Here is a 25,624-nt window from a genome sequence, read left to right on the forward strand (position 1 = left end):
CAGCGTTCCTCTTGCTTTTTTTATTAACTCTTCATCTTCGGCTTAAATATGACAGAGCCAAGATATCCAAAAATCAATGCACCTGATATGCCTACTGCGCTGGCAGTAAATCCGCCTTTAAATATTCCAAGGAACCCATCTTCCCCCATGCTCTTCCATACGCCCTTCCAAAGGCTGTTACCAAAGCCAAGAAGTGGAACCGTGGCTCCGGCTCCTGCCCATTCTGCAAAGGGCTGGTAAATTCCTATGGCACCTAATATACTTCCGGTGACCACCAGGAGCACCATAATGCGCCCAGGCATAAGTTTCGTGTTGTCCATCAAAATCTGAATCAGTGCACAGATCAGACCCCCTACAACAAATGCTTTCACGTAGTCCATAGCGTTCTCCTTTCTTCTTTTGATTAGCTGCCTATATGCTCTATTACCACACCGTGTGCAATTCCTGGAATCGACTCTCCCTCATTGAAGCTGACCGTGGATAAAAGTGCGCCGGTGGGTACAAATAAAACCCGCTTCCACTCTCCGCTGTGCACCTTGGGAAGAATGTAGGAGCACAGTGTGGAAGCTGCACAGCCGCAGCCGCTTCCTCCATTATGAGTATCCTGAGTTTCACTGTCAAAAATCTCAATTCCACAATCCGTATGAACGCTTTCCAGATTATGGCCTTTATTTTTCATGAAATCCAGTAAAATGGTTCGTCCAACGCTTCCTAAATCTCCTGTTATTATCTTATCATAGTAGGACTCATCTACATTAAAATCTTCAAAGTTCTGCTGGATGGTATGAAAGGCCGAAGGTGCCATGGCAGCTCCCATATTCATGGAGTCTTTAATGCCCATATCCACCATACGACCGGTTGTAATTCCTGATATTGCTGCGATGCCTTCATTTTTATTTTTTCCAAGAATCACAGAACCACAGCCCGTTACGGTCCATGAAGATGAAAATGGTCTCTGATTTCCATAGCTTAATGGAAAACGAAACTGTTTTTCCGCCGTAGCAAAATGACTGGAGGCCATAGCCATAACTTTATCTGCAAAGCCACCTGCAACCGCCATGGCTCCTAGATTTAACGCCTCTCCCATGGTGGAACAGGCACCGAACAAACCAAACAACGGAATCTCAAGATCTACGGTTCCAAATGAGGTTGCAATCAGCTGTCCCAGCAAATCTCCGGCAAACAGATAACGTATATCCTTTCTTCTTATATCTCTTTTTTCAATGGCCAGATCAGCTGTCTGCTTCTGGAGCGCACTTTCTGCTTTTTCCCAGGTATCGGCTCCAAACATATCATCCTGCTCTACCATATCAAACAATTTACCAAGGGGACCATCCCCTTCCTTTTTGCCTACAATGGAAGCCATGCTTTCAATGATCGGCGGTTCCTCAAATTTGATACTTGCTTTTCCTAGCTGCATATTCTCTCTCCATTTCTCTGATTGTTCATTCCTACAGTATGCCAAAAGCCTTTAATACATAGGCGATGACTCCAAGAATCCAGGAGCTTAAAATCCCATATAAAATAACAGGTCCGGCTATGGTGAAAATCTTACAGCCAATACCAAATATCTGTCCTTCTGACTTAAACTCAACGGCAGGTGCTACCACTGAATTAGCAAAGCCTGTAATTGGCACCAATGCACCAGCTCCTCCGAATTTTACAATTTTGGGATAAATATTAAAACCGGTCAAAATCACACTGGCTGCAATCAATAGTAAGGTAGTCCATGCGGAAGCAGCCTCTTTCTCCAGCCCTCCGTTCATAAACATGTTTGTACTGAACTGACCGATGGTACAGATGATTCCTCCCACCAGAAAAGCTTTTACGATGTTTGGCCACTTTTTATTTACTGGCGTTACTTCTTTTACATAAGCTTCATAAGCTTTTTTGTTAATTTCCATTTTTTCCTCCATTCTGTATGATCGTTCCCGTTTATTTTCCGAACCGTTCGGCAAAAAATACTAGAGACCCTAGCAGCTTGCCGATTCCTATGGAAAGAATAATGTACTGCAAGCCTACTCCAAGATTAATTCTTCGGCAAAAAATAGGCAGCGCCTTTAATGTTTCTGCTAAAGACATGACTAAACACCCTATGAAAACGCCTACGGATAAACCGTAGATTCCCAGCACCAGATTTCCTCCATAACCGATCGGAAATTTATAAAGATCCAGGACATTTCCAGTGATTCCGCCTAAAATAATGCATGTTTCAAAAAGAATAATGTGATTACTTGTCTTCGTTGCACTGATAATTCTGGGAAATATTCCAATCATTACCAAAAATGCAAAAACGCCGGCTGCGATAATGCCGCCAGCGCTTAACCCGATCAGACAAAGAAATACTTCATTAAGAGATATCAATGTCCTGCTCCTTTCTTCCATCGTTCTGGATTAAGGTTTTGCTGACGTTGTCCTCGTAAAGCCGCATTTCAACCTCTATAGGTGTCGGATCGGAAGTAATCTTAAACTTTGCAAAATGATTAAAAAAGCCTATAATTCCAAGGGCCAGACCTACAGAATAGCTGACTTCCAGTATTGTAAATCCACTGGACTCCTTCCTCATAATGATTTGATAGATTTCCTTAAAAACATCTCCTACGCTGACGTCATTGTTAAATGTCATAATTGCAAATGAAGCTCCACAAAAGGAAATAATGCATACTACAATGGTTTTAATCCATTGCCAGACCCAGTTGGGCTTTTTCTTTTTGTGGTAATCAATGATGTAATTAACTTCTCCCACATTATTTACAGAGATAGAAGGATCCATCTCCACCAGCTTTTTGATAACGTCAAGAGTGCTTTCAATATAACGTTCATTCTTATCCAGGTGAATGGTCTTAATGCGCAGAGCTTTGCATTTATTCATAACAGCCGTATCATCACAGTAAACATCTGCTACGTCCTTTAACTGGATCTCCTTATGATGAACCTCTGTGATCTCGCTGATATTTAAGTAAACGGTTTTGCTCATAACATCATCATCCCCAATCCTGGAAATGCCTTTACAAGAGTACCTTCCTTTTCAAGCCCATCCGGCATAACTGCAATCATATACCAGATAGCAACCGCAATTGCAATCAGGCACAAAACAAGTAACGCCATGACCAGCTTATGTTTTACGGATTCCATACGTGCTCACATCCTTTTCTCTGGTTTTTCATGTTTAGTATGAGCCGTAGGATTTTTTTTATTCTATAATTTTTCTCGCATTTGCTTTAAAATCTTTTTTTCCAGTCTTGAAACCTGAACCTGGGAAATGCCAAGTTTTGTCGCGATTTGACTTTGTGTTTCATTGTAATAATAGCGTCTGATGATGATCTCTCTGTCTTTATCCGAAAGCTGAGAAAGCAGATCCCGAAGCACCATGCGATTTAAAAGTTCTTCCTGGGCTGAGCTTTCCTCTTCGATCTTATCAATGAGCAAAATGCTGTTTTCATCATTTTTATTGACAGAACGGTATAGAGACTCTACCTCTGCTCCTGCTTCAATGGAGGCCGCAACTTCTTCTTTACTGGCCCCGATTTCTCCGGCGATCTCCTCCACCGTAGGTTCTCTTCCAAAACGAAATATGAGTTCTTCCCGGACGCGCTTTACCTTAAGAGCCGTTTCCTTGATGGAACGGCTGACCTTTATGATTCCATCGTCTCTTAAAAAACGTTTGATTTCACCTGTTATCATAGGCACTGCGTACGTAGAGAATTTTACATCATAGGATAAATCGAACTTATCAATTGCTTTCATCAGTCCGATAGATCCAATTTGAAATAAATCCTCTGGTTCGTAGCCGCGCCCCGTAAATCTGCGCACAATACTCCAGATCAAGCCGAAATTGTCGGTTACAAGCTGATCTCTTGCCGCTTTATCTCCTTCGTGAGCCATTTCTATCAATCTCATGGTCTCATCCATAAGGCTCACCCGCTGATCTTCTTTTTCATGGTCACGGCAGTTCCTTCTCCTGGCGCCGATAGTACCTCCACCTGATCCATAAATGCTTCCATGAAGGAAAATCCCATTCCTGAGCGTTCTCCATCCGGATCCGTGGTATACATCGGCTCCATTGCCTGCTTAATATCTGGTATCCCTACCCCTGTGTCCCGGATAGTGATAGAGATTTCCTGATCAATAACCGCTACCTCCAGGTAGATGATTCCTCCTTCTCCCCGATATCCATGAATGACTGCATTGGTAACTGCCTCCGACACGGCTGTTTTCACATCATCCACCTCTTCCAGAGTCGGATTGAGTCTTGCCATAAAGACTACAACTGCGACTCTGGCAAACTCCTCATTTTTCGATAAGGCTTCTAATTCCATTTTTAGAATTTCTGGTTTATTCTGTTCAGACATATGTTCCTCCTCAACCTGTGACTGCAGCTTCTTTTGAGTCATATAGTTTCATTAATTTTAAAATGCCTCCCATTTTAAGAATGCGGAGAGCCTGGGCTCCTGCACCATAGATCGCAACGGTTCCCCCGCTTAAAGCCATTTGTTTATAACGATTCAGCAAAATTCCTAAACCCGAAGAATCCATAAATCTGGTTTTTGAGAAGTCAAACAAGATGCGTTTGATATAGTTCTCAGACAGGATTAAATCGGTTTCATATTTAAGCCCTGAGCAGTTATGATGATCCAGCTCCTCCGGCAGATGTACGATCAGGGTATGACCTTCTGCCTCATATGTAAAGTGCGGTTGATTCATATGCAATCTCCTCCATTCCTAATTTTCTGCCCGTAATAGAAAAAAAAGACACTACAAAAAAAGTGTTTTCTTCTGTAGTGTCTTTCTTTAATACTGCATCTTAAAAACCGCGTTCGGTTTTTGCCTTAGTTGTTAATTCTGGGTCCTTGCTGTTATTGATAACATCGGAGAACAGTCCATTGGCCTGATCCTTTTGTCCCATTCCTTTGTAGATAACTGCTGCCTTATATTTAGCCTGCCAGCTTGCTGGCTTTAGCTCAAAGCACTTTGAGTAGTAGACAAGAGCAGTAGGGCTATCTCCTGCTACCATGGATTTGTCTCCAAGGCCTTCCAGGATGGTAACGCCATTTTCTGCCATATCTTTTCTGATTTCCCCTATCACAGCCTGTACCCCTTCTGCCGTTATCAGAGTCGGATCCAAACCGGCATACAGCTTAACTGCGGTTGGAAAATCATTCTTTTTGTAAGCATTGAGAATGCCGATGACTGCCTGATACTGGGCAAGAATGTTATCTGCATTGTTGGTCAGAGAGGCAAGGGAATCCTCTGCTGCCTGTTTCTCTGTTTTTAAAGTCTCAAGCTGATCATTCAAGCTATCGGACTTTTTATTGGCCTGACTTAATTGCTCGCTGTATTTTGAAATTTCCTTATTGTGGTTTTCGTTGATTGACTTTGTCTGGGCCGGCATGACCAGAAAAAAGATGACCGCTGCTCCTAAGACAAGTCCTGCCAAAATATTTAATACCGCCTGATCCTTGGTATTCTCCCGGTAGCTGGGTGGAATGATTACATCATCATCTTCCATCTGCCTGTGGGATACGGCATTTTTAAACTTCCGCTTTTCCGGCTCTCGTTCTGGTTTTACCGCCACTCCAGTGGTCTTTAACAGCGACTTATAATAAAGGGCCTTCGGATTGTTGCAGTCCATCTGAAGGACCTTATTGATGGCCTTTGATGCCTTATGGTAATCTTCTCTTGCAATGCTTAAAAGAGCGAATAACAGCTGAGCTTTTATATAGCCTGGCTTTCCTTCCACAACCTTGTTAAGCTGTAAAATCGCCAGATCTTCGCTGCCATTTTGCGCATAGACCAATGCCTGGTTAAACCTTCGCACCGTGCGGCGCTCATTATCCATGGTTCCTTTTTTTCGCTGTATCTCTCCCAGATAATAATCTGCCCGGTTGTCTTCGGGCTGTAGGTTCATACTGATTACCCACTGTACAAGAGCATCGCCCACCTCTCCGACCTCATAATAAATGAGTCCCAGAAGGTTCCTGGCATCTGTCATATACTTATTGAAATGCAGGCTTTTTTTCAGACATTCTGCTGCTCCGGTCAAATCCCGCAGCCTTGCTCGTTCCAGTCCCATGTTGTAATAGCTGTTTGCAATCACACGGGTTTTTCTTTCATAATCCATATTTTAACCGCCTATTCCTTGCTGACTTCTTTTATAAGACCCATCATGATATCATTCATATCTGTAAGATCACTTTTCACAATGGCATCTTCCACTGCATCTACCTCAAGGCTTGGCCTGTATTCATTCATTTCAGCTTCAAAATCTATCATAGTTGTTCCTCCTTAAAACCGCTTTTATCTCACCCATCAGATAGAGGGATCCTACACAGAAAACCAGGCAGTCTTCATCCTTTTCATGAAGCAGAGCTTTCAGAGCTTCTTCCACAGAAGAATATCCCTTTACCTCTCTTTTACAGACCTCCTGAAACTCATTGAGCAGAATATCTGTATCAAGTCCTCTTTCTGAATCCATATGCGCCACTGCCACCTTGTTTATTGGCAGCGATTCTGCAATTTTTTTTATCATAAGACCGTGAGCCTTATCAGCAACTGCGGAAAACAGAAGATCTGCTTTCTTTTGCCTTGTTTGGCACAGGCTTACTGCTGCTTCTATAAACGCTTCAATCCCAGCCGGATTATGGGCTCCGTCTAAAAACACCCCTGGCATGACTTCTTCCATTCTGGCCGGCCACCGCATATTGGAGAAGCCTTCTTTGATTCCTTTTATGTCTCCTATCCCGGCTGCTAATAAAGCACGGAAGGAAAGAAGGGCATTCATCACCTGATACTCTGCGTGGGAAGGAATGAATAATTCATGGTAATCTCCATTGATGTCTGAAAGTCTGACACCATATCCCTCATCCCTTTGCTCTATAATCCGGTATCCCTGCTTGTCCACCGGATAGAAGGATACCCCCAGCTCTTTTGCCCTGTTTCGGATCACGAACGATGCCTTTGTATCATTATCGTCGAAAACGACCGGTACACCTTTTTTTATAATTCCAGCTTTTTCTCCGGCTATCTTTTCTATGGTATCTCCTAAATATTCTGTATGGTCCAGACTAATAGAGGTAACTACCGAAACAATGGGGTTCCTTACGACGTTGGTCGTATCAAGTCTCCCTCCCATACCTGTCTCCAGGATAACGTAATCCACTTCAGCCTCACGGAACAAATCCATAGCCATATAAAAAAGAAATTCAAAATAAGTGGGATGGCAAAATCCCTTTTCCATCATCCCCTCAGAAAGCTCTTTGATCCGCTCACAGCTTTTAGAAAAAGCAGCTTCCGGAACCATCTCTCCATTGATACAAAAACGCTCTCTGATATCAACCAGATGGGGAGATGTAAACGTTCCCACCTTAAAACCTGAGCTTAGCAAAGCAGACTGGAGAAATGCACAGACCGAACCTTTTCCGTTGGTTCCAGCCACGTGAAAGATTCTCATGTTCTCATCCGGATCTCCCATTTCGTTTATGAACCTGCGGATGTCTAAAAGGGAATTCTTCTTTTTTGCCCACATTGGAATCCGGTCTAAGTATTCTTCTGCTGTTTCGTTCACATTCATCGTAAGAGTACCAACTTCCATTATTAAATTAATCCTAATTTTCTTCCTAAAGGTAAAAACTTCCCCTCGATTCGTAATAGAATCTATCGAACTTCCTCAATTTATTATAATATAAGTCCGTCAATATGCAACCCATTTCTTTCGCAAAAAGCCCTTAATTTCTACAAGCAGCCCCGATTTTACTCTTGGAAGCGGAATATTTAAAAAGGGGAGCACCGCATCCTTACCTGCTGTACTCCCTTTCATCTTTCAGTTATGTTTGATTCTATCAGGCTTTTTATTCTCCCAAATAAGCAACTGCTTCAATTTCAATCAGTGAATCTTTTGGAAGAGCAGCTACCTCAAACGCAGCTCTGGCAGGATATGCACCTTCGAAAAATTCAGCATACACCTCATTCATAGCACTAAAATCACTGATGTTTTTTAATAATACTGTTGTTTTTACGATATTAGCCATGGTAAGACCATCACTTTCCAGGATAGCTCTGATATTTGTCAAAGCTTGTCTTGTCTGAGAAGCAATATCTTCACCTGCAAATGCTCCAGTCGCAGGATTAATGGGAAGCTGTCCTGAAATAAATACCATATCACCGCAGCGCATTCCCTGAGAGTATGGTCCAATCGCTGCCGGAGCCTTTTCCGTCGCAAGTACTTTTTTCATAATTGTGTATCTCCTCTCCTAAGCTAAATGAATAGTTCTAGATTATCATACATTCTTTAAAAGTCAAGAATATCTTATTTATCACCTTTTACCTCTTGTCATCTGGTATTGAATACTATATAATATGACAAAGGGCATCATCCCTTATGTGTGGCATTCTGCACACAGAACGGAGGAACATATGAAAACAAACGACGAAAGAATGCAGGATATTTTAGAGCATCTGAAATCTCTTCAGCATATAAAGCCGGAAACTATCCCTAACATTGATTTATATATGGATCAGGTCACGACATTCATGGATGAGCATTTAAAAGATACCAAACGCTATCCTAATGATAAGGTTCTTACAAAGACCATGATCAACAACTATGCAAAGAACAATCTTCTCCCGGCTCCTAATAAGAAGAAATATACGAGAGAGCACATTCTTTTACTGATATTTATCTATTATTTTAAGAATCTTCTTTCCTTCCATGATATTGAACAGCTTTTTAAACCAATTACGGATAAGCATTTTAATACACCCGAAGATCTGCCTTTGGAAGAAATCTACAAGGAGATCTTTTCTCAGGAAGAATCTGAGCTTAGCCGTATTAAAGAAGATATTATGGATAAATTCGAAAAATCAAAGACTGCATTTTCAGATAAGAACTTAGACCCTGAGGATCAGGAATATCTTCAGCTATTCTCCTGGATCTGCGGGCTCTCCTTTGATGTATATCTAAAAAAGCAGGTCATTGAAAAGCTTATTGACGGTTTATCCGATACGGATTCTTTAAAGAAGAAAAAATAAAACATAACAGGGGACAGCCAGATTAGGCTTGTCCCCTGTTTTTTAATCCTGTCTTCTTTCCTCTAAACGTTTAAAGACCATGTCATATCCGTCATTTCCGTAGTTTAATGACCGGTTGACACGGCTTATGGTTGCAGTAGAAGCACCTGTCTTTTCTGCAATCTCCAGATAAGTACGGCCCTCTCTCAGCATTTTAGCCACTTCATATCTCTGGGATAAGCTTAAAAGCTCATTCACCGTACAGACATCTTCAAAGAAAATATAACACTCTTCTGGTGTCTTTAAGGATAGTATGGCCTCAAACAGATGGTCCACCGCATCTGTCTTAATTTTTTTATTCATAGTATTATTCAATCCCCTTTTTTTAACTTTTACTCTTAGGTACATTTTAACATATTAAAGTTTTAAAATCCACCCCTGGACTGTCAGGATAGCATAAATTTTTCTATCACATGAGCAATTCCATCGTCATTATTTGAGTAAGTCACATAATCAGCTGCTTTCTTTACGGGAAGAACTGCATTATCCATGGCTACCCCAAGTCCGGCATATTCAATCATGGACAAATCATTATACCCATCTCCGCAGGCAATCATCTCATCCTTACTCATGGAAAGGCGGGATAACAACCTTTCTAGGCTTGCTGCCTTATCGATTCCTTTAGGCAGTATCTCCAGAAAAAATGGTTCAGAACGGTAAACGCTGTAATCACGGCCTAAAAATGCCTTTACCTTTGGCTCCACCATCTGGAGAATCTCTCCCTCTTCCAGCATCATGAACTTAACCACCGGAAAGTTGGCATAATTTTCCATATCCTGGACTTCTTTTACCTTCAGCTTATTAATGAAGGCCTCCTTTTGAACGTATTCATCAGAAGCATTGGGAGTAATGATAACATCATCTTCATAGGTAAGAACATTCACCCCATGGTCTTTGGAAAGTTTTATAATCTTCTCATTTGATTCTACAGGCAGTTCTTTTGCAAAAACTGTTTCACCTGTTTTTACATCAATGATCCGGCCACCATTAAAGGATAAGACATATCCACCTGTCTCATGAAGCTCAAGCTCTCTGGCAAGAGGCATGATGCCATAGGTGGGGCGCCCGGAGGCCAGAACAATAATACCGCCCTGTCGTTTTAATTCAAAAAGTGCCTCTTTGGTCCTGGGTGTAATCTCTTTGTTCCGATTGGTAAGAGTCCCATCCAAATCCAGCACGATCATCCGATAGTCCATTGTATTTCTCCTGCTTTTGTTAATTTACCATAGCAGTATACCACAATTTGTCTTCTTATTCCAATGTATTTTATAAATTTAATAATTAAGGGAACATAGGCAAAATCGCCTTCATACAATGGTACCAGAACGAAGAAAAAGGGGGATCCATGTGAATCGGCTTATTGTTTATATCCTGGCTGCTTTCATGGTTGCCGCTGCCTTAACAAGCTGCAGGCACTCCTACAGAAAGCAGATTCGTCCTCTTTTCTCTCAAATTTCCTGTGAGAATGTAAACTTATAATTTTTTATAAGACAAGGTACCATTTCAGACCTTTTTAATACTATGTAGTATTAGATTCCCTAAGGAGGATTGTATGAGAAAGGTTCTACACTTTTTTCTGACCGCCATGTTCACCGGAGCTGCCATCGTAAGCCTGGCAGGCTGCGGTTCCAAAGGAACGTCATCCGATTTAACTCCGGTAACCTTAAATGAAGTCGCCCATTCCATCTTCTATGCACCTCAATATGCAGCCATTGAGCTTGGATATTTTAAAGACGAGGGCATTGATTTGACCCTTGTGAACGGAGCAGGTGCAGATAAGGTCATGACCGCCCTGATTTCTGGAGACGCTGATATTGGATTTATGGGATCGGAATCCAGCATTTATACTTATGCCAACGGTGCTGATGATTACGCTGTGAACTTTGCCCAGCTGACTCAGCGTGCAGGAAACTTCCTTGTCGGAAGAAGCAGCCAGCCTGATTTTAAATGGGCGGACTTAAAAGGCAAAAAAGTACTTGGAGGAAGGGCCGGGGGAATGCCTCAGATGGTATTTGAGTATATATTAAAGAAAAACGGCATGGATCCAGCCACAGATCTTTCCATTGACCAGAGCATTCAGTTTGGTCTGACCGCCGCTGCTTTTACAAGCAACGATGCCGATTATACCGTTGAATTTGAACCATTTGCCACTGGCCTTGAAAAGGAAGGAAGTGGCTATGTCGTTGCTTCCCTTGGCGTTGATTCCGGATACGTTCCTTATACCGCCTACAGCGCAAAGAAAAGCTATATAAAGAAGCATCCTGAGACTGTACAGAAATTTACCAATGCCATTCAAAAGGGAATGGAATTTGTAAATACTCATTCCTCTGATGAAATTGCAAAGGTAATTCAGCCTCAGTTCAAGGAAACCGATGTTAAGACCATTGCTGTCATAGTAGAACGCTATAAAGCACAGGATTCCTGGAAAAAGGATACTGTGTTTGAAAAAGACAGTTTTGAGCTTCTGGAAAATATCTTAGAAGAAGCTGGTCAGCTGAAGGCACGGGTTCCCTATGAGGACTTAGTTACCACTGAGTTTTCTGAGAAAGCAGCAAAATAAGCAAAAATAATTAAGGGGACATTGCCAAAAGCAAATGTCCCCTAAGTGTTCCCTATCGCCAATCGAAAAAGTACTCCTGTTTGTTATATTAGGAGAAAAATTCCAATACATTGCAATTATAGTGATATTATGAGGTATAATCTATGGATATTCCATTAAATCAGGTATTGAATCCAACCAATGAACAACGACAGGACATGATTAAAAATTCTTTGGAAGCGGCTGGCCGGCCGGAAGATTACGAATACATTACCCGCTTACTGAGTCCTCCTCCGGATATTACAAATTACGCACAGCCAGGAGAATTGAAGGGTGTAAAAATAGGCGTCATAGGAGGTGGCCTTGCCGGTTTATCCACCGCCTTTGAGCTTCGCAAGCTGGGAGCCGATATTACCATTCTGGATTCCAATGACAGGCGAATCGGGGGAAGAGTTTATACTTATTATTTTGATGCAGATGGTAAATATTATAACGAATTCGGCGCACAAAGAATACCGGCTACCCATGAGACCACCTGGCACTATATTAATTTATTTGGTCTAAATACACGTCCTCTGTCTGTCAGGCGGCGCAACAATTTTTTATACGTACATAATACCCGTTTAAGGACCACTGATTCCATTGAACAGATTCTTTATCCCTTATACGATTTGACTCCCCAGGAAAGAAACACTCCCTGGGCAGAGCTTACTGACTATGCCTTCTTATATATGATGATGCAGCTTCCGCCTGATATCCGGGCTCAGCTTATACAGATTTTACCGGAATATTCCCCGGAATATCTGACGTTTACAAACTATACCGTCCGGCAGACTCTGGAAAACCTGGGATTAAGCCAGGGAGCCATCAGCTTGATCTCAGGAGTGGATCCAGGAACCGGAGCTCTGTTTGATATCAGTTACGCCGAAAACGTTCACGAAGAATATACCCTGGATTACCGCAACACCTATAACATAGAAGGCGGAATGGTAAACCTGCCCTACGCCTTTGTAAAGTCCTTCTTTACTGACAATTTAACACAATACGAAAATATCCCCGTCTCACAACTAGGCACGGTCACCTACCGGCCGGGGCAGACAGTCACAGGTATTTATGAGCTGCAAAACAGCAATCAAATTGTCCTGGCGCATCGAAATGTCCGGGATTTAAGCAGAAGCGAAGATGCTTTTGATTACGTAGTATGTGCGATTCCTTACTCCACATTGAGAGAAGTGGATATTAAGCCTCGATTCAGCAATCCAAAAATGCAGGCCATATTAGAATTTAATTATACCAATTCTCAAAAAACTGCCTTTTTGTGCAAAGAACGATTTTGGGAACAGGATACCGATTATGGCCGGATGGTGGGAGGATTTTCCCAGACAGATCTGCCGATTCAATATATCTTCTATCCTGGAGATCACCTTCTATGTCCTGATGTCTCCTCCTGCTCCCCAAATGAGCCGGGAGTACTGACAGCTTCCTATAATTATCATCTAAATGCAACAAGAGTGGGAAATATGGAACCAGTTCTTCGATATGAACTGATTAAAGAGAACGTAGAGGAAGTTCATGGATTGCCAGGAGGATTCTTAGATTCCATTGTAAAAGACCATAAGACAGTGGTTTGGGATAATGAACCTTTTATCCGGGGTGCTTTTGCACAGGCACTTCCAGGTCAGAAAGAATTGTTTTCTTATGAGATGTTAAAGCCTGAATTTAATCAAAGGATTTTCTTTGCCGGAGAACATCTGTCCACAAAACATGGCTGGATGCAGGGGGCGCTGTATACAGGTATGGAGGCAGGGAATCAGCTGGCGAAGGCTTTTCACAGTCAGTCTTATTAATATGCTATTAAAAAATATAAAACCCAGAACATCCACCTGTTTATAAGTTGGATATTCTGGGTTTTCCAGTTTATTTTGTATTTTTACGTAATGCCCGGTAAACAAACGTCAGCACCAATCCAAGAACTGAGAATAACATTGCAAACAGAAATGCATTCTGGTAGGAACCGCTGGCATTGTAGATGTAGTTTAAAATAATCGGTCCAATCGTACCGGCAAAAGCAAAGCCAATAAACATAATACCATAGTTCACACTGTTGTTCTTTGGACCAAACTGATCCGCAGTAAAGCCTGGGAACACACCCATAAAAGCACCAAAGCAGATACCGATGAGACAGATTGCAATATAAAAGGTTACAACGGATCCTTCTCCGGATATATACATGAGAATAAGGGCAATGATAGAGAATATACAAGCTAATCTTAAGGTATTAATTCGTCCAATCTTATCGGATATGGTACCAGCTAAAACTCTGCCCAATACATTAAATAAAGCCAGTACAGATACTGCAGCGGTTGCAGCTGCTGCTGACATACCGATCATCTTCTGCGCAATAGGTGATGCCAATGGTATAAACATCAAAGCGGCAAAAGCACCACATGTTAATAATATAATCATAACGTAAAAAATTGGAGTCTTAAGCATACCTTTCCAATCCATGTTAACAGGAGCTTTTGCATTTCCTTTAAGAGCTGGCGGTGTCCAGCCATCGGGTATAAAATCAGCCGGGCATTTTTCAATAAAGAATGCACTGCCGCATACAATCACAGCAAATACCACACCGATAATCTTAAAAGCGGTGGTTGGACCAGTCGCACTCATAATCGCTGCTGCGATTGGTGGAATAATCACCGAGCTGATTCCAAAGGTTGCTGTTGTAAGTCCTCCTACAAGACCCCTTTTGTCTGGAAAGAATTTAATAGAGGTGCTGATGGTTGCGCCGTATACCATTCCAAGTCCAAGACCAAGCAGTAATGAGTATGAAAAAATCAGGAACCCTACACTATTTGCAAATCCAGAAAGAAACATTCCACCGCCAAACATGAGCCCACCAATTAAAACAACAAGCTTGGGCCCTAAAGTATCATTAATCTTACCTCCACCAATCATAGTGATAGGACCTACCGCATTGGCAATTACAAATACAATAGACAAATCTCTAGCTGTCAGCTTTACCCCATTTAACTGACTTAAGTACTCCGCCATTGGACCTGCTAATACGCTCCACGCATACAAGGAACCGATGCATAAATTGATAAAACAACTTGCAACTAAAATAATCCAACGTTTTTTCGTGAAGTTCATTTAATACCCTCCCATATTGTTATTTTTATAACAATATTTATAACATATATTGTTCCATATGTAAATGTATACATGCCTGGCAATTTATATTCATGGGTACCAAATTACCAGGATTTGTCTATCTCCTCTTTTTTAATTCATTTCACAGTGGTATAATTTAACAAGCAGGGCCTGATTATCTTAGGTCCCGAAATTTATCATATGATCGGAGTAACGCTTATGAATATCGTACTGCTGGAATCACTTGGGATTCCAAACAACCTGTTAATGGAATGTGCAAGACCGCTGATGGAGGCCGGACACAGTTTTACTGCCTATGAAAAAGATACAAATCCACAGGTTCAGATAGAACGTGCCAAAGATGCTGATGTGATTATGATTGCTAATATGCCTCTCTCCAAAGAGGTGATTTCTTCCTGCAAACAGCTTAAATTCATAGATGTAGCCTTTACGGGTGTAGATCACGTAGATTTAGAAACGGCTGAAAAAAAGGGAATCAAGGTGAGCAATGCGGCTGGATACTCCACAGAAGCTGTTGCAGAGCTGTCAGTATGTATGATGCTTTCTCTTCTTAGAAATGTTCCTCAGGTGGAAGCCCGCTGCCGGGAAGGAAAAACAAAAGAAGGATTGGTCGGAAGTGAAATCATGGGGAAAACCGTTGGCATCATTGGCATGGGCGCAATTGGTACAAGAACGGCTGAGCTTCTAAATGTATTTGGCTGCAAGATATTAGGCTTTAAACGCCATGTGACAGGAAAAGAGCCATCCTTTATAAAATTCGTTTCATTCGATGAGCTGCTCTCCCACTCTGACATCGTCAGCCTCCATTGCCCTCTAAACGAAGAGTCCCGCCATCTAATCAACAGAGGAACCATTGAGAAAATGAAACAGGGCGCTTATTTAATCAATGCAGCACGTGGACCTGTAGTAGATTCTCAGGCCCTGGCTGATGCCTTAAATTCCGGTTATCTTGCTGGAGCAGGGATTGATGTGTTTGAATCAGAGCCTCCTCTGGATACCAGTCATCCACTGCTTCACAGCAAAAACACCATTGTGACTCCCCATGTAGCATTTGCATCGGCGGAATCCATGGAAGCAAGGGCAAAGATTGTTTTTGATAATATTGCTAAATGGATGGACGGAAATCAGACGAATATAGTTTTATAGAAAGCACAAAAAACTTCAAACTTAGCCCCGTTACTTCCATATAATAAACAGCCAAAACACCGGAACTCCAATGAAAAAGGAATTCCGGTGTTTTTGTTCTGCGTAGCAAATCCTTGAGGAAATTATTGTATTTAAAATCTAGAATGTAGTAAATTTTTATGAATTTATACGAATTACCCTCTATTTCTTGTACTTACTGATTTTTCATGGTATTATAAGGGGCGTAGTTGGAAAAATCAGGTAATGTAACCAGATTTGTAACAGATATAGTCTGTTTCACTTTAATTAATTTAGCCAAAGGCTTTTTTAATAAATACAAGAAAAGAGGAAACGAGTATGGATACCCAAAACACAAACAACCAAATTACGCCCCCAGAGGCACCAGAAAAAACGCCATTTTATCAGACAACATGGTTTATTCTGCTAACAACATTTTGTTTATGCCTCCCAGTAGGTCTGTTTTTAATGTGGAAATATAAAAAGTTCCATGTAGGCGTACGCATTGCACTTACAGCATTCTTCTCATTATATTCAATTGTATGGATTGTTGCGGCTGTCCTTCTAGCGGTACAAGCACCAACAAGCAAGGCATCCAGCTCCGCCTATTCAAAGTATAATATGGAAACAACTGAAGAGATACCGCTTGAATCAGAGAAGGAAACAACTGCAGAATCTTTTGAGTATAAGACGGAAGAAACTACGCGTGCAGCCTTAGAAGAGACAACAACCGCAGCTGCAATGTCTGAACCTACGACTTCTGCTGGTGATATTTACGATGTTTCAGCCAATGATATGATTAATGATTATTCCACAGATAGTGATAAAGCGGACTTGCTTTACAAGGGGAAAACTTTGCGCATAACAGCCACCGTCTATAACTTGGAGAATGACCGCTCAGACATAGCCGTTATCAATTTTAGCCGTACTGACAAGTTTAGTGCTTATTTTGTAAGATGTGAATTTACTGACCCTGCAGAAATCGCAAAAGTAAAAAACTTACAAAAAGACGATACCGTTACTGTTGTAGGTGTCAGCGACGGCTACTTTGTTGATCCTATATTAATCGATTGTAAAATTCAATAACTTTATAACAACAGCAGTCACTGAGCATAGATTATGCAGACAGTGGCTGCTTTTTTTACATCTTTGCAAATTTAAAACACAATGTGGTATACTTCTACTAAGTCACAAAGCAAGGAGGAATTCCATGAAAATTACAGTAGTTACCGGTACGGAGCAAAAAGGCTGCACATACCGGATCAAAGAAACTTTCTTAGGTGCATTGGGCCCAGGCCATGATATCACCGAATTTTATCTGCCCAGGGATCTTCCTCACTTCTGCTCCGGCTGTAAAGTCTGCTTTTTTAAGTATGAAGCGCTCTGTCCTCATGCAGATTACGTGGTTCCCATCTGGAATTCCATGCTGGATTCGGAACTGCTCGTCTTCGCTTCCCCGGTTTATGCTCTAAGAACAACAGCCCAGATGAAAGCTCTGTTAGATCATTTATGTGTCCATTGGATGGTGCACAGACCAGATGAGAGAATGTTCCATAAAAGAGCTGCTATTCTTACCAATGCGGTAGGTGCCATTCAAAAAGGGGCGCAAAGGGACATTCAAACCAGTCTTACGTGGCTTGGTGTTTCTCAGATTCGGACCTTGGGCATCGGACTGATGGAAGGTATTATCTTTAACCAGTTATCTGAGAAACGGCAAAAGGAGATCCTAAGAAAAGTAGTGAAATTTGCTGAGAAGTTTAAGAACCAGGCTCCTCCAAGGCAGGGATTAAAGGTCAGAGGACTCTTTGCCATCTGTAAGATGATGCATCAGCAGGCGGCCAGAAAAGAGACTGTTTTATCTGCTGATAATGAATACTGGGCTAAGAAGGGCTGGATAAAAACTCCATAAAATTACATGGATAAACCATGGCGGTCGCTCATATTAAATTCCTGTCTGCATAATATAGAACAAATGCTTCTATCGAATCAGGCTGGGGGGCTAATTTGGAAAAAATTATAGATAATAACTATTATGATCTTATTATCAATAACGTCTCGATTCCCACGTATGATTCGGGCGATAACATTACCACGATTAATTTTAGACACTCTCTGCTTAATATTCCTGTTGCAGAATTTAATCCCTGCATCCTTGGCTCCTTTCCTTACCATAACTTTCCTACCTTATACACTCCTACCTCTACCATCAGCATTGAAAAATCGGGAATTGGAACGGTTCAACGTAACCCTTTTCTTAATCTTTTTGGAAGAGGCGTTATCATCGGTATCGTTGATACGGGAATCGATTATCCCCATCCTGCCTTTTTATATAATGATAATACTACCAGGATACTATCTATTTGGGATCAGACAGTGCAAGATGGCAGTCCTCCCCAAGGCTTTACCTTTGGAACAGAGTACAACCGGGATATCATTAACCTGGCCTTAAGATCAGAAAATCCCTTAACCATTGTCCCGACGAATGATACCAACGGACATGGAACTTCCATTGCAAGTATCATTGCAGGAAGGCCCAATGAGGAGAACGCATTTTCAGGAGTTGTACCGGAATCGGAAATGGTAGTGGTAAAGCTAAAAGAAGCAAAGCCAGTGACCAAACAAATAATGTTCGTTCCAGAAGATAAGCTTTGTTATCAGGAATCTGATATTATGCTGGCATTAAGGTACTTGGAAAGCTACGCTTCCGCCGCCAGCAGACCCATTGTCATCTGCATTGCCCTTGGCAGCAGCATGGGCTCACACGATGGCAGCAGTGCTTTAAGCAATTATGTAAATTATCTTGCCAGAATACCCGGAATCGGCCTATCCGTATCCGCCGGCAATGAAGGGAGCAGCCGCAGGCATTATTTTAACAGCACCACGAATGCCCCCTTTTATAACGATTTTGAATTAAGAATTGGAGAGAATGACAAGCTGTTTTCCATGGAGATCTGGCCTTATGCATTGGGCCGGTTATCGGTTGATATTTCCTCTCCCAACAGAGAATCTACTCAACAGGTCTACCCAGCCATCAGTGACTGCAGAATGTTCGATTTTATATTTACTCCCAGTAAACTATGGGTCAATAATTTTCTATTTGAGGAAGAAACCGGCGATCAGCTGATACTGGTACGCTTCCAGGATGCTCTGCCCGGGGTCTGGAGAATCCGCATTCAAAGCCTGGATAATTCCCCTCTGTCCTTTCATGTATGGCTGCCGTCAGGAAATTTAATCTCCAATGATACCTTTTTCCTGAATCCCAATCCTGATACTACCATTACCTCTCCCGGAAATGGTATCAGCCAGATGACGGTTACCGCTTATAACCAGTTTGATGAAAGTATACTGCTAGAATCTAGCAGAGGGTATACCAGAAACGGTCTTGTCGCACCGGATATCGCTTCTCCAGGCTATCAGATTCCCTGTGCACTGCCTGGAAACCAATACGGGACTCTCACCGGAACCGGCGCTGCCTCCGCTCATGCCGCAGGTGCGATGGCTATGCTCATGGAATGGGGGATTACAAGAGGAAATTATACACTAATGAGTGGATACGATGCAAACCGCTTAATCATAAGAGGTGCCAGACGTGACGAATCTCTCATTTATCCTAACAACATATGGGGATATGGAAAGCTTGATGTTAACAGTCTATTTGAGCGTCTTACAAATATCTGATAGATTTACACATAGGATGACCGCTCATAAAGGGCATTGCCTCGCATAATATATAGTATACGCATCATCAGGATAGTCAGGAGGCTGGATTTTGAGCAAAATTTTAGACAATGATTACTTCGATCTTATCATTAGCAACATATCTGTCCCGGCCTTTGATACAGGCGATAATATTACATTTCTCACTGATCGCAGTTCTTTGGTTCATATTTTGAGAAGTGAGATGGATCCCTGCATTCTGGGCAGCCAGCCATACAATACGTTTCCTGCGCTCTTTACCCTTGAATCCATTATCAGCATTGAAAAATCAGGGATCGGAACGGTACAACGTAATCCTTTTTTAAGTTTGTACGGACGGGGTATTATAATTGGTGTTATAGACACTGGCATTGACTACCTGCATGAGGCATTTCGAAATAATGACGGCACTACCCGCATCCAATCCATATGGGATCAGACCGTACAGACCGGAACGATACCGGAAGGATTTACCTTCGGAAGCGAATACACCCGGGATACCATTAACGAGGCATTGCGTTCGGAAGACCCTCTTTCCATTGTTCCTACGGTAGATACCAATGGCCATGGCACTGCAATTACAAGCATCATTGCAGGAAAGCCGAATGAGGATGAGTCATTTTCCGGTATTGTAACGGAAGCTGATATTGTGGTTGTAAAATTAAAGGAGGCAAAAAATAATTTGAAGGAATTATTTTTTGTCAAACCGGAGGCTTACTGCTTTCAGGAATCAGATCTCCTTCTGGGAGTCAGGTATCTTCAATCTATAGCACAAAAAATTGGCCGTCCCATCGTAATCTGCGTTGCCTTAGGAAGCAATCAGGGAGGACATGACGGCCGTGGAGTCTTTAGCAGTTACTTAACCTACCTTGTGCAGCTGCCTGGATTTGGTGTGTCTGTGTCTGCAGGTAATGAAGGAAATAAAAGGAGACATTATTTTAACAGTACTACGACTGCTCCCTATTATCATGACTTTGAATTAAGAGTCGGAGAAAATGAGCCTGAATTCTGGATGGAGATATGGCCTTATGCACCAGAACGAATTTCCATTGATATTTCTTCTCCCAATCGGGAATCCACCCAAAGGGTCTTTCCTACCATCAATGACTGCAGGGAATTTAATTTTATTTTTACCCAGAGTCTTATATGGGTCAATAATATTGTATTAGAGGAAGAAACCGGTGACCAGCTGATACTGATTCGTTTTCGAAATCCTGCTTCCGGCATATGGTATTTTCGTGCCCAGAGTGTAGGCAACGAACCTTTTTCCTTCCACTGCTGGCTTCCCAGCGGGGATTTGATTTCCAATGAAACCTTTTTCTTAAATCCTAACCCGGATACTACCATTACTTCTCCCGGAAATGGTACCAATCAGCTGACTGTTACTGCCTACAATCAGCTGACAGACAGTATACTGGGAGAATCCAGCAGAGGCTATGCAAGAAATGGTCTTGTAAAACCTGATATCGCAGCACCAGGCTTTGAGGTCCCTTGTGCTGTTCCAGGCGGCAATCTATATGGAACCATTACCGGAACAGGAGCCGCCAGTGCTCATGCAGCTGGTATTATAGCAATGGTAATGGAATGGGCGGTACCAAGAGGAAATTACCCATCCATGACCGGCAATGACATCAACCGTCTTATTATACGCGGTGCCAGGCGGAGCACGACAGAAATTTATCCCAATAATGTATGGGGATATGGTCAGATTGATATTAATAACTTATTCCAGAGTCTTACAAACATCTAACAAAAAAGGAGGAAAGGCATATCAAAAAATACGTTGTAATAATCGGAATTATATTTGTATGGGTCATAGGGACCCTGTTTCACTTTGCCTATGAATGGTCAGGAGAAAATCCGGTGGTTGGACTTATATCTCCTGTCAACGAATCGGTTTGGGAACATATGAAGCTAATCTTCTTTCCTATGGTGATATTTGGCCTTCTGAAAAAAGATAAGGAAACCAATACCTGCCAGACATCAGCCTATTATGCAGGCATGTTAACAGGCACGTTCCTGATACCAGTGGTTTTTTATATCTATACAGCAATTCTTGGAAAAAGCAGCCTTATTTTTGATATATTATTGTTCTACGTCTCTGTTTTTATTGCTTTTGCAATCAGCCTTTATTTTTCAAAGAACTGTCTTCTTCAAAAATATAATAAATGGTTATTTGCTGCTGTTTTATTATTAATGGCTCTATTTTTTGTTTTCACTTATGCTCCGCCTTCGCTTCCCATTTTCATGACCTCATAAAACCTATTTGTAATGTTGTCTATTTTTTACTGTGATTTTTGTGCAAAATTTTATGGAAGCTTCCTATTTTTCCACACATACTAATTTTAGAAAAATAGGAGGTATGCCATGTTTCCGGATAAGATATATTACGAGCCTGACTCATTAAATTATGAGCTGGGCCAGACGTTAAAAGAAAAATACAGTGATGTTCCCTGGGTTCCCATCGAGAGTCATAATAAAATAGACGAATTAAGGACAAGACCCAATAAAGATTTTCCAGCCCTAAAACGGATTATAGTCATTGGTGTCCGCAAGACCCATAACTACGTTCCCAACCATAAAGTCTCAGATTTTCTTGTTCCTTACACCTCTTCCGGCTGTACTGCCATGTGTCACTACTGCTATCTGGTCTGCAATTATAATAAATGTGCTTATCTTCGCCTGTTTGTGAACCGGGATCAGATGCTTAAGAAAATTATGGATCACGGCATTCGCTATCAAAAAGACTTTACCTACGAAATCGGCAGCAATAGTGATTTAGTCCTTGAAAACACCATAACCGGTAATCTATCCTGGACAATTGAAAATTTCAGCATGAGTCAATATGGCTTTCTCACCTTTCCTACAAAGTTTAATCAGGTGGAACCTCTTTTGGGATTAAACCACAGAGGCCGTGTCATCATGCGGATGAGTGTAAATCCTCAATCCATTATCAGCCGTTTTGAACCTGGCACCTCCAGCCTTACTGCAAGAATCACAGCCATAAACCGCATGTGCGACGCCGGCTACCAGGTGGGATTGTTAATAGCTCCTGTTATCTTAACCGAAGACTGGAAAACCTTATACGGGGAATTAATAGACACTCTATCCCAGCTTCTGTCGGATAAGGTGAAAAAACAGGCTCTCATAGAAATTATCTTTATGACCTACAGCTACGTTCACAATGCGATTAATACAGAAGCCTTCCCTGATTCCGATCAGCTTTATTCCAAGGAAATGATGACTGGCCGGGGCAGAGGAAAATACTGTTATCGTAACGATTTAAGAGCGGATGGCGAGATCTTTATGAGGCAGCAGATTGAAGAAAAATTAAAAGAAATGACAATCTTATATGTCGTTTAATCCTAAGAGAATGCCCGGAAATTATCCGGGTATTCTTGTTGTTTACGAATAATTAGTGATAAAAAACCGTTACAATTTGTAGATTACTCTTATGTATGCATAATTATAGTAACTTTTTTTCATTTTTCCTATTATTTTATTGTCGATTCATGTCGAATATATTGATGTTGAACAGACTTTATCTGAATAAAAAAAAGAAAGGAGGTTATTCTCTTATATTTATACAAAATTTTTACTGCAACCCGTGCAGTATATTTTTTGTCCAGTGATTGGTATATTTTTCCAATTATTTGATTAAGGGAGCATAACACTTATGAAAAACAAGAAAAAATTGAAATTCAACGATTTTAAGCTTGCAACAAAAATGTCTATTATAACGGGCGTAATTCTTGCAGTGAGTTTGACTCTGCTGATCGCTATTTCTGCAATGCAGACAAGTATCTCATTGTCAAAGGCAATCAACGGAGAATTTAGCGGGATTGCCGCTAAAAACGGACTTATGGTACAATCCATGGTCAGCGGCGCTGCCGGTACCGCAAAAGAATTACAGGAATACTTAAACAATGTATACAGCGGAAATAAAACCGCTGCCGGAGTATTTAACGGGGAAAGTATTCAAAGCCATATTTACAATGCACAGCTGACAGAATCCAATTATGCAATTGAGACCTATGTGATGAACTCCGCATGGGCGGCCCTTAACAATAGTGCTGATCTTTACGGTATTGGTGCCTTTTTTGAGCCTGGCCAGTTTGACTCTTCAGTCAAAGATTACTCTGTGTACATGGACAGGAATGACGCAAAGAATAAAACAGCACAGTCTCTAGGCGCATACAGTGAGTATTCAAAGAATGATTATTACAAAATTGCCAAGGAGACAAAAGCTCCCTATATCACTGACCCATTTGATTACAAAGGAACCATGATGAGTACGGTTGCTTACCCCATTATGAAAGGGGATAATGTAATTGGAGTTGTTCTTGCAGATATCAGCCTTGCTAACTTTTCAAAAATCAAGACAACAGATGCAAAATATCCTACCATGTATGTAGATATTTACACAGAGGACAATATCATCTCTTTTGACAGTAAATCCAGTGATAATATTGGTAAGAAGCTGGAAGAAATGCTGCCCGCTTCCCAGTACAATAAAATTACAGAAGCCCAGAAGTCAAAGCAAGAGTTCCACGTTGATACAAGAAGAGACGACGGCACCTTTGAATCCAGACATTACTACCCCATTACCTGTGAGTCACAGACCTGGTGGGCCTCAAGCACCCTGGAAAAGAATGATTTAAATAAAGATGTCTACTTAATCGTTGCAATCATGATTGCAATGGCTGCTATTGCCACTGCTATTATCATTACTGTAATTACTACGGTTATGAAGCGAACCCTACGCCCTATTGAGGGAGTCGTGTCCGCAGCTTCTGATATTGCTGCCGGTAATCTTGATATCCATCTGGATATTAAATCCCAGGATGAGATTGGAATTCTTTCTAAGAACTTCCTTTCTATGGCAGAAAACTTGAAGCTGATTATCCAGGATATCAATTACGTGCTGGGCGAAATGAGCAACGGTAATTTTAGAGTAACTACCTCAAAAGAGGATCAATACGTTGGCTCTTACAAAAACATTTTAGAAGCAATGCACAACATACGTTTAACCTTAAGTGATGCACTGTTAGAGATTGACCATGCATCCGAACAGGTATCAACCGGCGCGTCTCAGGTATCTGATGCTGCTCAGGCTTTAAGCCAGGGTGCAACAGAACAGGCCTCCAGCATTGAAGAGTTATCTGCTACCATTACAGATATCTCCAATCGGATTAAAGAAAATGCTGCCAACGCCACTGAGGCCAATACACTGTCTCAGGAAGCCAGTGAAGGCGTATTAAGCGGTAATCAGAAGATGGCTGATATGATTGCAGCTATGAATGATATTGCCAGCACCTCCAATGAAATCGGTAAAATAATAAGGACCATTGATGATATTGCATTCCAGACCAATATTCTGGCACTTAACGCTGCTGTGGAAGCTGCAAGAGCCGGTTCTGCGGGCAAGGGATTTGCAGTGGTTGCAGATGAAGTCCGCAACTTAGCTGGAAAATCTGCGGAAGCAGCAAAGAATACCACACTCCTCATTGAAAATGCAATTACAGCCATTGGAAATGGTACTAAGATTGCAGGAGAAACTGCAGAAGCCCTTCGTCTGGTCGTGGAAAAGTCAAATGTCTCCGCCGTTCGTATTTCCGAAATTGCAGAGGCCTCTACGGCGCAGGCTGAGGCTGTTATGCAGGTCACAACCGGTATTGACCAGATTTCTGCTGTAGTGCAGACTACTTCAGCAACATCAGAAGAAAGCGCTGCTACCTCTGAGGAATTGTCTGCTCAGGCAGTTACCTTAAAATCTCTGGTAGGAAAATTCAAACTGATGGACTCTCACTCCAATGGCTACATGGAAGCACCAAATGAAACCATTTTGCCGGAGGAATCTTTGGAAGAAGAACATCAGAATCATTCCTTTGGAAAATACTAATCCATCTATTTTAGAAAGAACAGGCGTCTTCGATATCAGAACTGATATGGAGGACGCCTGTTCTTTCTAAGAATACAATCAAATACATGTGGGATTTTCATGAT

The 25,624-nt window shown here is 41.6% G+C and carries 28 protein-coding genes; 12 read left to right on the top strand and 16 right to left on the bottom strand.

The window, feature by feature from the left end; translation table 11 throughout:
- Positions 1-23: 23 nt before the first annotated feature.
- From spoVAE to OW255_RS13055, 13 genes are all read right to left on the bottom strand, one after another.
- Positions 24-380 carry a stage V sporulation protein AE gene (gene spoVAE, locus OW255_RS12995; protein ID WP_024835339.1) on the bottom strand — a complete coding sequence of 119 codons (357 nt, stop codon included), beginning with the start codon at positions 378-380 and terminating at the stop codon, positions 24-26.
- A gap of 23 nt (positions 381-403) precedes the next feature.
- Positions 404-1,420, bottom strand: a complete 1,017-nt coding sequence (gene spoVAD, locus OW255_RS13000; protein ID WP_024835338.1) for a stage V sporulation protein AD — start codon at positions 1,418-1,420, stop codon at positions 404-406.
- Between the two features lie 31 nt (positions 1,421-1,451).
- Positions 1,452-1,904 (bottom strand): SpoVA/SpoVAEb family sporulation membrane protein, encoded by a 453-nt coding sequence (locus tag OW255_RS13005; RefSeq protein ID WP_024835337.1) that lies wholly within the window; start codon positions 1,902-1,904, stop codon positions 1,452-1,454.
- 31 nt (positions 1,905-1,935) lie between these two features.
- Positions 1,936-2,364 (bottom strand): stage V sporulation protein AB, encoded by a 429-nt coding sequence (locus tag OW255_RS13010; RefSeq protein ID WP_024835336.1) that lies wholly within the window; start codon positions 2,362-2,364, stop codon positions 1,936-1,938.
- The gene (locus tag OW255_RS13015) at positions 2,351-2,977 is read right to left on the bottom strand and encodes a stage V sporulation protein AA (protein WP_024835335.1); all 627 of its coding nucleotides are present in this window, start codon (positions 2,975-2,977) and stop codon (positions 2,351-2,353) included. Before OW255_RS13015 ends, OW255_RS13010 begins: the two co-directional genes overlap by 14 nt.
- Positions 2,974-3,135 (bottom strand): hypothetical protein, encoded by a 162-nt coding sequence (locus OW255_RS13020; RefSeq protein WP_166429786.1) that lies wholly within the window; start codon positions 3,133-3,135, stop codon positions 2,974-2,976. Before OW255_RS13020 ends, OW255_RS13015 begins: the two co-directional genes overlap by 4 nt.
- A gap of 63 nt (positions 3,136-3,198) precedes the next feature.
- Positions 3,199-3,912, bottom strand: a complete 714-nt coding sequence (gene sigF / locus OW255_RS13025; RefSeq protein ID WP_024835334.1) for an RNA polymerase sporulation sigma factor SigF — start codon at positions 3,910-3,912, stop codon at positions 3,199-3,201.
- A gap of 5 nt (positions 3,913-3,917) precedes the next feature.
- On the bottom strand, positions 3,918-4,352 hold the full coding sequence (gene spoIIAB, locus OW255_RS13030; RefSeq protein WP_024835333.1) for an anti-sigma F factor: 435 nt from the start codon (positions 4,350-4,352) through the stop codon (positions 3,918-3,920).
- 10 nt (positions 4,353-4,362) lie between these two features.
- Positions 4,363-4,704: an STAS domain-containing protein gene (locus tag OW255_RS13035; protein WP_024835332.1), complete on the bottom strand. Its 342-nt coding sequence runs from the start codon at positions 4,702-4,704 to the stop codon at positions 4,363-4,365.
- Between the two features lie 100 nt (positions 4,705-4,804).
- Positions 4,805-6,121 (bottom strand): tetratricopeptide repeat protein, encoded by a 1,317-nt coding sequence (locus tag OW255_RS13040; RefSeq protein ID WP_268114312.1) that lies wholly within the window; start codon positions 6,119-6,121, stop codon positions 4,805-4,807.
- Positions 6,122-6,132: 11 nt separating this feature from the next.
- Positions 6,133-6,273: a hypothetical protein gene (locus OW255_RS13045; RefSeq protein WP_166429785.1), complete on the bottom strand. Its 141-nt coding sequence runs from the start codon at positions 6,271-6,273 to the stop codon at positions 6,133-6,135.
- The gene (locus OW255_RS13050) at positions 6,260-7,591 is read right to left on the bottom strand and encodes a bifunctional folylpolyglutamate synthase/dihydrofolate synthase (protein WP_035317559.1); all 1,332 of its coding nucleotides are present in this window, start codon (positions 7,589-7,591) and stop codon (positions 6,260-6,262) included. Before OW255_RS13050 ends, OW255_RS13045 begins: the two co-directional genes overlap by 14 nt.
- 256 nt (positions 7,592-7,847) lie before the next feature.
- Positions 7,848-8,231: a RidA family protein gene (locus tag OW255_RS13055; protein ID WP_024835329.1), complete on the bottom strand. Its 384-nt coding sequence runs from the start codon at positions 8,229-8,231 to the stop codon at positions 7,848-7,850.
- Positions 8,232-8,412: 181 nt separating this feature from the next.
- On the opposite strand from OW255_RS13055, the gene OW255_RS13060 reads away from it, so the two are divergent.
- Positions 8,413-9,027 (top strand): DUF1836 domain-containing protein, encoded by a 615-nt coding sequence (locus OW255_RS13060; RefSeq protein WP_024835328.1) that lies wholly within the window; start codon positions 8,413-8,415, stop codon positions 9,025-9,027.
- 42 nt (positions 9,028-9,069) lie between these two features.
- On the opposite strand, the gene OW255_RS13065 is transcribed toward OW255_RS13060, so the two are convergent.
- Entirely contained in the window at positions 9,070-9,369 is a 300-nt protein-coding gene (locus OW255_RS13065) for a YerC/YecD family TrpR-related protein (protein ID WP_024835327.1), read from the bottom strand.
- 83 nt (positions 9,370-9,452) lie between these two features.
- Complete coding sequence (locus OW255_RS13070; RefSeq protein WP_024835326.1) at positions 9,453-10,262, bottom strand: Cof-type HAD-IIB family hydrolase; 810 nt, start codon at positions 10,260-10,262, stop codon at positions 9,453-9,455.
- A 151-nt stretch (positions 10,263-10,413) separates the two neighbouring features.
- On the opposite strand from OW255_RS13070, the gene OW255_RS13075 reads away from it, so the two are divergent.
- From OW255_RS13075 to OW255_RS13085, 3 genes are all read left to right on the top strand, one after another.
- A complete protein-coding gene (locus tag OW255_RS13075) occupies positions 10,414-10,545 on the top strand; it encodes a hypothetical protein (RefSeq protein ID WP_268114313.1) in 132 nt (43 codons plus the stop codon).
- A gap of 73 nt (positions 10,546-10,618) precedes the next feature.
- A complete protein-coding gene (locus OW255_RS13080) occupies positions 10,619-11,626 on the top strand; it encodes an ABC transporter substrate-binding protein (RefSeq protein ID WP_024835325.1) in 1,008 nt (335 codons plus the stop codon).
- Positions 11,627-11,769: 143 nt separating this feature from the next.
- Positions 11,770-13,452 carry a flavin monoamine oxidase family protein gene (locus tag OW255_RS13085; protein ID WP_268114314.1) on the top strand — a complete coding sequence of 561 codons (1,683 nt, stop codon included), beginning with the start codon at positions 11,770-11,772 and terminating at the stop codon, positions 13,450-13,452.
- A 70-nt stretch (positions 13,453-13,522) separates the two neighbouring features.
- Here the strand turns inward: OW255_RS13085 and OW255_RS13090 are convergent, their stop codons facing one another.
- Complete coding sequence (locus OW255_RS13090; RefSeq protein WP_024835323.1) at positions 13,523-14,758, bottom strand: L-lactate MFS transporter; 1,236 nt, start codon at positions 14,756-14,758, stop codon at positions 13,523-13,525.
- 219 nt (positions 14,759-14,977) lie between these two features.
- Here OW255_RS13090 and OW255_RS13095 point away from each other — a divergent pair, with 219 nt between their 5' ends.
- The 8 genes from OW255_RS13095 to OW255_RS13130 all read left to right on the top strand — a co-directional run bounded on the left by OW255_RS13095 (position 14,978) and on the right by OW255_RS13130 (position 25,520).
- Positions 14,978-15,925 (top strand): 2-hydroxyacid dehydrogenase, encoded by a 948-nt coding sequence (locus OW255_RS13095; RefSeq protein WP_024835322.1) that lies wholly within the window; start codon positions 14,978-14,980, stop codon positions 15,923-15,925.
- Positions 15,926-16,261: 336 nt separating this feature from the next.
- Positions 16,262-17,008, top strand: a complete 747-nt coding sequence (locus OW255_RS13100) for an OB-fold protein (protein WP_024835321.1) — start codon at positions 16,262-16,264, stop codon at positions 17,006-17,008.
- A 124-nt stretch (positions 17,009-17,132) separates the two neighbouring features.
- Positions 17,133-17,831 (top strand): flavodoxin family protein, encoded by a 699-nt coding sequence (locus OW255_RS13105; RefSeq protein ID WP_024835320.1) that lies wholly within the window; start codon positions 17,133-17,135, stop codon positions 17,829-17,831.
- A gap of 95 nt (positions 17,832-17,926) precedes the next feature.
- Positions 17,927-19,600: a S8 family peptidase gene (locus OW255_RS13110; protein ID WP_024835319.1), complete on the top strand. Its 1,674-nt coding sequence runs from the start codon at positions 17,927-17,929 to the stop codon at positions 19,598-19,600.
- Positions 19,601-19,691: 91 nt separating this feature from the next.
- Positions 19,692-21,368 (top strand): S8 family peptidase, encoded by a 1,677-nt coding sequence (locus tag OW255_RS13115; RefSeq protein WP_268114315.1) that lies wholly within the window; start codon positions 19,692-19,694, stop codon positions 21,366-21,368.
- A gap of 65 nt (positions 21,369-21,433) precedes the next feature.
- Positions 21,434-21,877 carry a DUF6512 family protein gene (locus tag OW255_RS13120; RefSeq protein WP_268116608.1) on the top strand — a complete coding sequence of 148 codons (444 nt, stop codon included), beginning with the start codon at positions 21,434-21,436 and terminating at the stop codon, positions 21,875-21,877.
- A 108-nt stretch (positions 21,878-21,985) separates the two neighbouring features.
- A complete protein-coding gene (locus OW255_RS13125; protein ID WP_024835316.1) occupies positions 21,986-22,981 on the top strand; it encodes an SPL family radical SAM protein in 996 nt (331 codons plus the stop codon).
- A 313-nt stretch (positions 22,982-23,294) separates the two neighbouring features.
- Positions 23,295-25,520: a methyl-accepting chemotaxis protein gene (locus OW255_RS13130; RefSeq protein WP_268114316.1), complete on the top strand. Its 2,226-nt coding sequence runs from the start codon at positions 23,295-23,297 to the stop codon at positions 25,518-25,520.
- Positions 25,521-25,624 lie beyond the last annotated feature (104 nt).

The organism is Lacrimispora xylanolytica, from assembly GCF_026723765.1.
Classification (GTDB): domain Bacteria; phylum Bacillota; class Clostridia; order Lachnospirales; family Lachnospiraceae; genus Lacrimispora; species Lacrimispora xylanolytica.